This window comes from Stutzerimonas stutzeri, from assembly GCF_002909485.1.
Taxonomy (GTDB): domain Bacteria; phylum Pseudomonadota; class Gammaproteobacteria; order Pseudomonadales; family Pseudomonadaceae; genus Stutzerimonas; species Stutzerimonas stutzeri_AH.
In genome coordinates this window covers 239,008-249,977 of record NZ_PPXG01000005.1, presented here as the reverse complement: position 1 = coordinate 249,977, position 10,970 = coordinate 239,008, and the positions used below count along the sequence as shown (strand labels likewise).

General features: G+C 61.2%; 7 protein-coding genes and 1 tRNA gene. 3 read left to right on the top strand and 5 right to left on the bottom strand.

All coding sequences use genetic code 11. The features are described 5' to 3' along the window. Positions 1 to 74: 74 nt before the first annotated feature. The 3 genes from CXK91_RS13880 to CXK91_RS13870 all read right to left on the bottom strand — a co-directional run bounded on the left by CXK91_RS13880 (position 75) and on the right by CXK91_RS13870 (position 4,343). A complete protein-coding gene (locus CXK91_RS13880; protein ID WP_103456712.1) occupies positions 75 to 2,153 on the bottom strand; it encodes a TonB-dependent receptor domain-containing protein in 2,079 nt (692 codons plus the stop codon). Between the two features lie 139 nt (positions 2,154 to 2,292). Further along, positions 2,293 to 3,636, bottom strand: a complete 1,344-nt coding sequence (locus CXK91_RS13875; RefSeq protein ID WP_103456711.1) for a sensor histidine kinase — start codon at positions 3,634 to 3,636, stop codon at positions 2,293 to 2,295. Beyond that, positions 3,633 to 4,343 (bottom strand): response regulator transcription factor, encoded by a 711-nt coding sequence (locus CXK91_RS13870; protein WP_103456710.1) that lies wholly within the window; start codon positions 4,341 to 4,343, stop codon positions 3,633 to 3,635. The genes CXK91_RS13875 and CXK91_RS13870 overlap by 4 nt, the downstream gene beginning before the upstream one ends. Before the next feature lie 204 nt (positions 4,344 to 4,547). On the opposite strand from CXK91_RS13870, the gene CXK91_RS13865 reads away from it, so the two are divergent. Together CXK91_RS13865 and CXK91_RS13860 are read left to right on the top strand one after the other, a co-directional pair. Beyond that, positions 4,548 to 6,098, top strand: a complete 1,551-nt coding sequence (locus CXK91_RS13865; RefSeq protein WP_103456901.1) for a sensor domain-containing diguanylate cyclase — start codon at positions 4,548 to 4,550, stop codon at positions 6,096 to 6,098. A 199-nt stretch (positions 6,099 to 6,297) separates the two neighbouring features. Continuing rightward, positions 6,298 to 8,445, top strand: a complete 2,148-nt coding sequence (locus CXK91_RS13860; RefSeq protein ID WP_103456709.1) for a TonB-dependent siderophore receptor — start codon at positions 6,298 to 6,300, stop codon at positions 8,443 to 8,445. A 165-nt stretch (positions 8,446 to 8,610) separates the two neighbouring features. Here CXK91_RS13860 and CXK91_RS13855 read toward each other — a convergent pair whose 3' ends face one another. Continuing rightward, positions 8,611 to 9,156, bottom strand: coding sequence for a TetR/AcrR family transcriptional regulator (locus CXK91_RS13855; protein WP_103456708.1), 546 nt, complete (start codon positions 9,154 to 9,156; stop codon positions 8,611 to 8,613). A gap of 96 nt (positions 9,157 to 9,252) precedes the next feature. Between CXK91_RS13855 and CXK91_RS13850 the strand changes: the two genes are divergently transcribed. Further along, on the top strand, positions 9,253 to 10,728 hold the full coding sequence (locus CXK91_RS13850) for an MFS transporter (RefSeq protein ID WP_103456707.1): 1,476 nt from the start codon (positions 9,253 to 9,255) through the stop codon (positions 10,726 to 10,728). 81 nt (positions 10,729 to 10,809) lie between these two features. Here CXK91_RS13850 and CXK91_RS13845 read toward each other — a convergent pair. Further along, positions 10,810 to 10,885, bottom strand: a tRNA-Thr gene (locus CXK91_RS13845). Between the last annotated feature and the right edge of the window lie 85 nt (positions 10,886 to 10,970).

Below are 10,970 nucleotides of genomic sequence, written 5' to 3'. Positions count from 1 at the left end.
CTTTTCGGCCGGTCGGGCAGTGGGTTCGATGCGGTTTCGCGGGCTTTCTGACCACGCCACTCGCGTCTGACTTTTTAAAAGTCGACAGTCATCCCTACGACCAGGCGGCGGCCATCGAGCACGACCGCATAGTCATCATTGGTCACTTCCTTGTTAGCGACGTTGTACAACCCGGCGGTTAGATCGACGTTTCTGGTCAGTCCGTACACCGCACCAATATCGACGAACCCGTAACCCGGCGTGCCTTCGCTCATGCTGGTACGGCTCAGGTAATCGGAGGTACGGCTGCGGTAGTTGTATTGCGACCAGAGGTTGAGCTTGTCCGTCATTCGCCAGTCCAAATGGCTGTTGAACATGTGCCGGGGTTGCTTATTGAGCGGCTCACCTTTGAACTCCCCGCTCTTCTGCTCCGAGTCGGTGAAGGTGTAGCTGGTCATCCAGCTCAGGGCATCGGTAATGTCGTAGTCGAGGGTGAACTCGACGCCCTGAATGACCGCTTCATCGATGTTGCGAGTGGTGCTGAGGAAGTAGAAGTTGTTGCCGCCGAAGTTGCACGCATAGTTGGCGACATCATTGTTGTTGGCAGCATTCGGGCTGGTGCAGAAGCGATCCTCTGCGATCTTGTCCTTGTAGATCGTATGGAACAGCATCACGCTGGTTCCCAGGCCGATCGATGGGTCGTCGAAGACAAATCCGACTTCATAGCTGGTGCTGGTTTCGGGATCCAGATCAGCGTTACCGATACTCAACGCGCGCGGCAATGCCTGGCCATTGGAACCGACATTCGGCGACCCACCGCCGCCGGTACGGCCACCGAAGCCCTCTGTAGCCTGGCTGAGAGTCGGCTGCTTGTAGCCGGTCGAAACGCCGCCCTTCAGGGTCAAGAGGGGGCTCAGGCTGTAGACGCCATAGATGCGTGGGGACAAATGTCCGCCAAAGAATTCGTCATCGTTGTAGCGCAGCCCGGTAGTCAGTGCGAAGTCATCGGTGATGCCCCACTCCACTTCCCCGTAAACCGCCGCCAGCCAGCGGTCGGCTTCGTGCACCCCACCGGCAATGCCATCGTTGAACAGCACGTTTTGGCCGTTGACGAATTCCTCGTCCTTGTACTGAGCGCCGAGGGTGATCGTGTGCGCCCCCCAGAAATACGTACCCTGAGTGTTGAACAGGTTGACCGTTTCTTTCATCGACAGGTCCTGCACACGCTCGGACACGTCCCGCTGCAAATAGCTGTTGACCAGCCAGTCGCCATAGTTGCCTTCGTGCGACAGCGTCCAAACCTCTTTTTCGAAACGGTTCGTCGTTGCCTCTCCCTCGGGCAGGCTTGTCGTCACCGGCGAACTCTTACCGGCGGTATGGCGGGATTTCTGCGTGACTTCTCGGTAACCCAGAGTGAACCGGTCGGCGTCGGTCGGCGTCAGGAACAGGTCCGCGCCGACGTTGCTTTCGCGGGCCTCCGGCTTGCTTTCACCCGAATTGAAGGCTTCGCCGCCGACGTAGTCGCTTTCGTAGGTGTGGGTATAGGCACCGCTCAACTGCAATCCCACCAGCCCGGGAATCAGCGCGCCGCCGGCGAAAAGCTCGGTGTGATATTCGTCTTCGTTGTAGTCGTTCTGGGAGAACATCTTCTGAGCGCGAACAGTACCCGCCCACTCGCCGGAAGACTGGCGAGTGATGATGTTGATCACACCGCCCATGGCTTCGGAGCCGTAAAGCGAAGACATCGGCCCCCGAATCACTTCGATACGCTCGATCATGGCAAGCGGCGGCAATGCCAGCTGCTGTTTGCCACCCGATGTACCGTTGGTTTGCGTCTGACGCCCGGCGGAAATCGGGCGCCCATCCACCAGTACCAGGGTGTACTCGCTGCCCATGCCGCGGATGGTGATGTCCTGCTGGTTTCCACCGCCGGAAACGTAAACGCCTGGGACGTTCTTCATCGCATCGATAACGCTGGTGTAGGACTGAGCCTCAAGCTGCTCGCGCGTGATCACCGAAATGCTGGCAGGAGCCTTTGCGATGTTCTGCTCGTGACCGGCCGCGGTGACCACTGTGGTGGGCTGCAGCTCTATAGGATCTTGCGCAAATGCCGGCGCACTCACCCAGGCTGCAGCAATCGCGCAAGCCAGCCGTTGTCGATTGAAAAGCACCATTTACACCAGTCCCCCTGAGAAGCGATTGCGTCTTCCGCGGTCCGTCAAACGACCGCAGGTTAGGCGTGGCGGCGAAGCGGGCCGTCACGCCGGCAGCAATGCTATACATTCTCATTTGAGAGTAAAGTGCATTTACAAACTATACAGTTGCCAAAGTCAGGTGCATTCGTAGCCCCAGGCCCAGGTTTTCCGCCCATAGCTCGCCGCCTTGCAGGCGCACCATGCGCCGAGCAATGGCCAGACCCAGCCCATAGCCGTCGCCTCCGGGGCGAGCAGCATTGAGCCGGGTGAAGGGACGAAAGATCAGCTCGAGCTGATCAGGCCCCACTCCGGGGCCGGCGTCCTCGACCCACAGATGCCAGTGCCCCTCTTCCAATCGGCCACCCAGGCGCACGATACCGTCTGCCGGCGAATGCCGGATGGCATTACGCAGGATATTCTCCAACGCCTGCGCCAGACCGTTCAGATGCGCGTAGACCCGGCAGTCCTCCGGTAAATCGCAGGGCAGTCGACCTGGGTCCCAGCCGGATTCGAAGCAGGCGTTATCACGCAGCACGTCCCACAGCGCCGCCACATCGACCTCTTCACGCGGCAGCGATGGACGCTCGGTGTCCAGCCAGACCAATTCGAGACTGCCGCCAATCAGTCGCTCCATGCCCTGCACTTCCTGGGTTACTCGGCAGCTCAGTGCGTCGGCGACGGGCTCACGCTCAGCAGCTGCGCGCAGTCGACTGAGCGGCGCACGCAGTTCATGGGAAAGGTCACGCAGCAATTGGCGTTGAAAGGACACGGCACTCTGCAGACGTTCAGCCATATGGTCGAACGCCTGCGACAGCTCACCGAGTTCATCGCGACGCCTCATCAGCTCCCCACCACGCATCCCGAGCCGATCCGCTCGGAGGGCATTGGCTTGCGCTTGCAGCTGCACCAAAGGCCGGATCAGCAACCGGTAGATCAGCACGCAGAGCAGCAGCGCCAGCACGCCGGGCATCACGACGTTGATCAGTACCTGCAGCAGGAACATTGATGTACTAGGCATCAACCGTTCGGGCAACTGCAGGATCAACTGCCCGTGGTCGGGGCTCGTCGGAAACGGCACGCTTATATAAGGAGGTTCAGCACTGCGTCGGCTAATCCGCCAGTCCAGCCCGCGCACCATCTTCAATCGCGCGTAGTCATCGGCGCCAAGCGGCTGGACGCTCAGCGAATGCAGGTCGGGGCTCAGTACGGCAGCCCAACAGCCTTGAGCCTGGCGAAAATCTTCCAGCCAGCGGTGCACGCCATTGCTACCGCCGCTATGCCAGGCTTGCTCGGCGCCCGCTGCATAGCGCACCAGCTGCTCCCGTGATCCAACCGGAAGGTAACTGCTGCGCTCGTATACATATTGCGTCCAGGACTGACTCAGCGAGATCAACGAAAGACAGAAACCGACCTGTAACAACGCCAGCCGCCAGAACAGCGAGTGACGCGAAGGCAGGCTCATTGTTCGCCTCGGGTGACCATATAACCAGTGCCCCACACGGTGTCCAGCTGCAGCGCGGTGCAACCGAGCGCCTTCAGCTTGCGGCGCACATGGCTGACATGCATGTCCAGACTGCGGTCGTGGCTGGAGTAATTGCGGTGCAATGCCTGCTGATAAAGGTAGGCCTTGCTGAGCGCCGTCCCGGCGTTTTGCCACAGCATCACGAGCACTCGATATTCGCTGGGCGTCAGGCCGGCCCAAAGCGCGCCTACCGCCACGTCCCGCCTCTGCTCGTCGAAGTGCAGCTGGCCGCAGTCGGGCGCGGGCTGTCCGTCCGAGCGTTCGTATGCCACCCGGCGCAGCACGGCCTCGATGCGAACGCTCAGCTCCCGCAAGCTGAAGGGTTTGGGCAGATAGTCGTCGGCACCGTGGCTAAAGCCGCTGATACGGTCCTGCTCATTGCCCAATGCGGACATCAGAATGACCGGCACGCCGCGGCGGCGCCGCAATTGTTGCAACACCTCGAGCCCGCTGCTGCCGGGCAGCATGATGTCCATCAGGATCAGATCGAAATGCTCAGCCTGCGCACGCGACAGGCCGTCGTCGCCATCCAGGCAGTGGCTGACCGAGTAACCGATGGATTCCAGATGGTCAATTAGATGACGGGCAAAGACGAGGTCATCTTCCACGGCGAGAAGCCGGGGAGCGGGCGCGGTAGTGTCGGGCATGGAGAGTCAAGGCTGCATTTAATGCGAGTGATTATTATCCACAACGCAATCCAGCACCAGTCGCTTGAGTCGATTCGGCCTGCAGCCGCTCGTTAGCAGCACGGTGCCTGTATGATTCCCGCCCTTTGGCTTGCGCTCGACACGAAGCCTGACAGCAACCTCCATTGGCGCTACGCCAAACATGCATTCGGAGATGGAAGCGTCATGTCCCGGCTGGATCTACAGAAACTCTCACTGCTGCTGGCTCTGGTGGCTGGGCTGCTGACCTTCGGCAACAGTTTCTTCGCCGGTTACAGCTCCCAGCGAGACCAGTTGTTCGAGCAGACCTTGGAGGCAAACCGGGCCTATGCACGCAAGCTGGCCGAGACCACCGACCAGTTCTTCCTCAACAGCCGTCGTGAGCTTGCCTATGCTGCGCAGGTACTTTCGACGCGGTTCGATGACCCAGATGCGCGCGATAGCGAAACCGAGCGACTCAAGCTCAAGAGCGACCAGTTCAGCCGGGCCATGATTGTCAGTGCTGCCGGGGAAATTGTCTCCGCGTCTCCGGAAAGCGCCTCGCTGGTTGGCGTAAAGGTGAACAGTGTGGGAGCGACACGCGCGCTGGCCGAGCGAACGCCGCTGATCAGCGACCCCTATGTCGCCACCGATGGCACCTACCTGATCGCAGTGACCCACCCGATCTTCGCCTCGGACGGCAGTTATCTGGGGTTCATCAGCGCCTCGCTGTTCCTGCGCGAACGAAATGCGCTACATGGTCTTCTGGGCGTGCATTACTACCACGACGGCTCCTACTTGTACGTCGTCGATACCCAGGGCCATCTGATCTTTCACGAAGACGACCAGCGCGTCGGCCAACAGGTATCAAGTAACGACGTAGTCAAAAAGGTCCTGCTGGGTGAGGAAGGCGGTCAGCGCGTGGTCAATACCCGCGGTGTGGACATGCTGGCAGGTTTCGCGCCTGTCCAGAGCACTGGCTGGGGCATCGTCGCCCAGCGCCCCACTTCGGCAATCACCGCCAAACTCTCCCAACTGGCGCGCTCGACACTGCTCAACGCCGTGCCTTTCACCATCGCATCGCTTGCCGTGTTCTGGTGGCTTTCCAAGCTCATATCCGGCCCAATCCGCGCGCTTGCCGACACCGCCGAGCACTGGGGCGCTCCGGAAGCAAGCAGCCGCATCTCGACGGTCAATTCCTGGTACTTCGAGGTCTCTCGACTGAAAGTCGCGATGCTTGCCGGCGTATCCCTGCTGCAGCAGAAGATGGGCGCGCTGGAAGCAGCATCCATGACCGATCCACTGACCGGCCTGCGCAACCGCCGCGGGTTGGAGCTTGCGCTCAAGCAGTTCGACCTGCTCGATCAGCACTACGCCACACTGGCACTGGATATCGACCACTTCAAACAGGTCAACGACCAGCACGGCCACGATGTGGGTGACGAGGTACTGCGTTTCCTTGCGTCGGAAATGAGGGAATGCTCACGCCCCACAGATGTGCTTTGCCGGATGGGTGGCGAAGAGTTCCTGATGCTGCTGCCCGACACCGACGCAACCGGCGCCAGCATTGCCGCGGAACGACTGCTCACTCGCCTTAGGCAGACTGCCAGCCCGACCGGAGCCCCGATAACGGTATCCGTCGGTATTGCCTGCAGGGGTAGCTATCCAACCGACGAAGCCACATTCAAAGCGGCGGACGATGCGTTGTATCAGGCGAAAAGAGCAGGTCGCGACCGCATTATCGTCATATCGACGTAACAACCAGCTGAAGTTACCAGCTGGCTGCCCGGCTTGTAACGGCCGAGATGAGCGCCTGTCTGCTGCGGCAAGATGTGCCACCGGCCGTGTCCAAACCCATAGCAAGCTGAAGCAGACAACTGAGATTAGCTTCTATTTGATAATCGTTTTCGTTGCTATTAGGATGCCCGCCCTCGTCCCTCCGTCCAAGGATCAATCGATGCGGCGCCTTCTCGTCCCGATGCTCGCTGTTCCCGCCCTTACCTGCCATATCAATGCCTTTGCCAACGACGAATCGACAACCCCGCTGGCGCTTGAGGAGATGCAAGTCACCGCATCGGCCGAGCGCGCCGACGGCCCCGTGCAAGGCTATCGAGCAACACGCTCGGCCAGCGCCACGCGCACCGACACCGCCATCCATGAAACACCTCAATCGATCAGCGTCGTCCCAGCGCAGGTGGTCGAAGACATCGGCGCAACGCGCCTGGAGGACGCGCTCGACTATGCGGGCGGCGTGGAGCGCGGCAACAACTTTGGCGGCCAGGGCCTGACCGAGTTTCTCATCCGTGGCTTCAACAGCCAGGAGTTCTACCGTAACGGTTTCGCCGTCAACCGTGGCTACCCGAACATGCCCGATGCCAACACCATCGAACGCATCGAAGTGCTGCGTGGCCCGGCTGCCATGCTCTACGGCCGCAGTGATCCGGGCGGCACCTTCAACATCGTCAGCAAGCAGCCACAGGCCGAGCGACGCACCGTGCTGGGCAGCCAGGTCAACAGTGAGGGCCTGAGTCGCGGCACCTTGGACACCACCGGCGCGCTGGATGAGCAGGCCGCCTTCACCTACCGCCTGAATCTGGTGGCCGAAGGCGGCGACAGCTTCCGCGACGATGTCGAGAGCGAGCGCTACAACGTCGCCCCGGTGCTGCGCTGGCAGCTTAACGACGACACCGCCATCACCCTCGAAGGCGACTACCTGCATAACCGCCACCCGCTCGACCGCGGCGTTACCCGCTACGCCAACCAGCAGGGCAAACTGCCGCGTGATCGCTTCCTCGGCGAAAAGGCCGCGGGCAAGCTGACTAACGAGAACGCCACCACGCAACTGCGCATCGAACACCTGCTCAATGACAGTTGGACCCTGCGCGGCGGCGTGCAGTACCTCGATGGCGAGCTCTACGGCGGCGCCGTGGAGAACAACAGCAACAGCTATGCCGCTGGTCTGGTGCCGGGCTCCACTACTGTCGGACGTAACTACAACGAGCGCTGGCTGAACTGGAACGACGTCAACGCCCAGGCCAATGCTGAAGGCAACTTCGATCTCGGCGGCTTCGCCCACACCCTGCTGGTGGGCGTCGAGTACGACAAGTTCAACTACAACTCGCTGATCATCCGCTCGCCGGGTGGCGGTGCTTACCCCATCGACCTGTACAACCCGGTGCATGGCCAGCCGCTACCGGCGCTAACCCGCACCACCACCCATGACAGCGAGACGCTCAAGTCCTACGCCTTCTACCTGCAGGATCAGGTCGCGCTGACCGAACGCCTTAAAGCACAAGTGGGCGCACGTATCGAGCGTTTCGAGCAGAGTTACGTGGATAAGCTCAATCCCAACGGCGACTGGGATCAAGCGCACAACTCCGTCACCCCGCGCTTCGGCCTGATCTACGACCTCACCGAGGAGCTGGCGATGTTTGCCAACACTTCGCGCTCGTTCAAGCCCAACCGCGGGGCTGACCGCCAAGGCGGAGCATTCGATCCGGAAAAAGGCGTGGCCCACGAAGTCGGCATCAAGTACGACATGGCCGATCGCGACCTGAGCCTGACGGCGGCGCTGTTCCATATCGTCAAGGAAAACGTACTGACCAACGATCCGGGCAACACCGGCGCTGAATCCTTCCAGATCGCCGCTGGCGAGGTGCGCAGCCGGGGCTTGGACATCAACGTCGCTGGCAATATCACCCCGCAGTGGCGCGTGATCGGCGGCTATGCCTACGTGGACGCCGAAGTCACCGAAAGCACCAGCGCCAACATGCCGGTGGGCTCGCGTCTGGGCAACGTGCCACGGCACAGCTTCAACCTGCTCGACACCTACGAGTTCGCCGGCGGCCCGCTGGCTGGCCTCGGCCTGGGCGTTGGCATGAAATACGTCGGCGAGCGCAAGGGCCAGACCAGCAACAACACCTACGACATGGATGGCTACGGCCTGGTCGACCTGCTGGCCTACTACCCCCTGACCGAGAACGTGCGTCTGAACCTCAACCTGAACAATGTGTTCGACAAGCACTACGAGGAACGCGCCTGGAACGCATGGGCCTATCCTGGTGAGCCGCGCACGCTACAGGCGGGCATTTCGATCACGCTGTAATGCCCCACGGGGAGCAGCGCTTCGTGTGCTCCCCTCGCCGTTGAGTGGGGCGACTTCATCTGAACCGAGGTACTAGCGCAACTCCATCGCTGGATGTCGCGCGACTGGCCGCCCCCCCCTGCCGCTAAGCCGATGAATAATCTCCCAGGCTTTGCGTTTGCCCGGTCAGTTGTCCGGGCGAACCAGCGCGGCGATGTCGCTCAGGACATCCGCCCATTCCTCCTCGCCTATATCCATCAGGCGAAAAAAGCGCAGCGTGAAAATCCCTTCAGTGGCGAAAAAGGCGAGCCGGGCACGGCGACCTTCTTCCGTAGTGGCGTCAAGCCCCGCAAGACGCTCCTGATACCAGGCCTGAGTCGATGCCAGATGCTCGGGGGTCTGCAGTAGCGCAGCCATCAGACTTGCCGCCTTGGCGTGCGATCCGGAATCCGAAGCACGCGTCGCCTCCACGTGCGCGCGCACCGCCGTCAATGGGTCGGGCGTATCCCCGGCGATGTGTTGGAACTGCTCGGTATAGCTCTTGCCCCAACGCTCGAACATCGCATTGATAAGGTCATCCTTGGTACCGAAGCTGTACTGCACGCCGCCTTTGGTAATGCCTGCCGCCTTAGCAACGGCATCGATGGTCAACGCTGCAGCGCCCTGCCGATTGACGATGCCTTCCGCCACATCCAGCAGCGCCTCGCGGTCGATCGTTCTCTTTCTGCCCACATGCGCCCCTTTCAATTAAATACGTATGTATTTATATTATGCCGTAGCGTTTTACTACCGCCAATCGAGCTGCTGCACCGTACCGAGGATTGCCCCGTGAATTCCCCTCTGCGCTGGCTGGTGCTGAGTATCTTGTCCAGTGCCCTGCTGCTGATCGTCATCGACATGACGGTAATCTACCTGGCCCTGCCCAGCCTGACCTACGAGCTGCAAGCATCGGCCAACGAAAAACTTTGGATTGTGAACGCCTATGCCCTCACAGTCGCCGGCCTGCTACCCGGGATGGGTGCGTTGGGTGACCGCTTCGGTCACAAACGCATGTTCGTCGCCGGCCTGGTGGTATTTGGCTGCGCCTCGCTTGGCGCGGCCTTTTCCCCGTCGCCCCAGGTGCTGATAGGAGCCCGTGTAGCGCTCGCCGTAGGTGCGGCGATGATGATGCCTGCGACACTGGCGATCATTCGCCACGTTTTCGAAGACACCCGTGAGCGCGCTCTGGCATTCGGCATCTGGGCGGCCATTGCATCGGGTGGCGCAGCTTTCGGCCCGGTGGTTGGCGGTGTGCTGCTAGAACACTTCTGGTGGGGCTCGGTGTTCATCATCAACGTACCCATCGTTATGCTGGCGCTGGTACTTGCCGTGATCTGGGTGCCGGCTCGCCCCGGCAACCCCAAGCGACCGTTCGATCTGCTCGCGTCGCTATGGGTGATGGGCGCACTGGTCGGGCTGACGCTGGCCATCAAGGAAGCCGGCAAGGCGGACCCTTCCGCACTGCAAGCCTGCATAGCGGCAATCACCGCCATCATTTGCGCGCTGGCCTTCCTGCGCCGCCAACGGCAGACCGCCGTACCGATGATCGATTTCACGCTTTTCCGCGACCGCAGCTTCTCGGCTGGCGTAGTCACCGCTTCGGTTGCTTCGGCAGCCCTGATGGGCATGGAGCTGGTCGTCAGCCAGCGGCTGCAACTGGTGGTGGGCCTGTCGCCCCTGCAGGCCGGCCTGACCATTCTACCTATCCCGCTCGGTGCCTTTATCGCAGGACCCTTAGCGGGCCTGGCGTTGCCGCGTATCGGTGCGGAGCGCATCCTGAGCACGTCCCTGGCGCTGTCCGCCGCCGGCGCCCTGCTTTATCTACTGGGTTATGGAGCTGAGCAATGGGTGCAGATATTGTCGTTCAGCCTCCTTGGATTCGGCGTCGGCGCAGCAATGACCGCCGCGTCCAGCGCCATGCTGCTGCACGCACCACCCGATCGCGCTGGCATGGCCGCATCCATCGAAGAAGTGTCCTATGAACTGGGTGGCGCACTGGGAATCGCCATTCTGGGCAGCGTGATGTCCGCGGTTTACACCGCGGCTTTCATCACGCCCGCCGGCATGCAGGCACCGGCGCTGGCCCGGGACAGCCTCGACGGCGCCTTGATCGTTGCAGAGACACTACCCGACACCATTGCCATTCCTCTGATCACCTTGGCAAAAGGGGCGTTCGAGGGCGCGTTCGTGACAGTGATGATCGTAGTAGTCGCCTTGCTCGCCGTCGCATCCGCCGGCGTCGCGCTGAGCACACGCAGGAAATAATTGCCTTAGCCGCAATCCTGTAGGAGCTACTAGCGCCCCAAAGCAAAAGGCCCGCATCGCTGCGGGCCTTTTTTATTCCTTTGGTGCCGGAGACAGGAGTCGAACCTGCGACCTTCGCATTACGAATGCGCTGCTCTACCTACTGAGCTACACCGGCGCCAGGCGGCGGATTATCGGAGGTTCTGCGACCGGACTCAACCCCGTGCAGGTCCCCGATGAAAAACTCCGCATCCAGTACTCAA

Excerpts from the sequence above, each read along its gene's own strand:
- CXK91_RS13880 (WP_103456712.1), bottom strand. The coding sequence starts at position 2,153 with ATGGTGCTTTTCAATCGACAACGGCTGGCTTGCGCGATTGCTGCAGCC.
- CXK91_RS13875 (WP_103456711.1), bottom strand. The coding sequence starts at position 3,636 with ATGAGCCTGCCTTCGCGTCACTCGCTGTTCTGGCGGCTGGCGTTGTTA.
- CXK91_RS13870 (WP_103456710.1), bottom strand. The coding sequence starts at position 4,343 with ATGCCCGACACTACCGCGCCCGCTCCCCGGCTTCTCGCCGTGGAAGAT.
- CXK91_RS13865 (WP_103456901.1), top strand. The coding sequence starts at position 4,548 with ATGTCCCGGCTGGATCTACAGAAACTCTCACTGCTGCTGGCTCTGGTG.
- CXK91_RS13860 (WP_103456709.1), top strand. The coding sequence starts at position 6,298 with ATGCGGCGCCTTCTCGTCCCGATGCTCGCTGTTCCCGCCCTTACCTGC.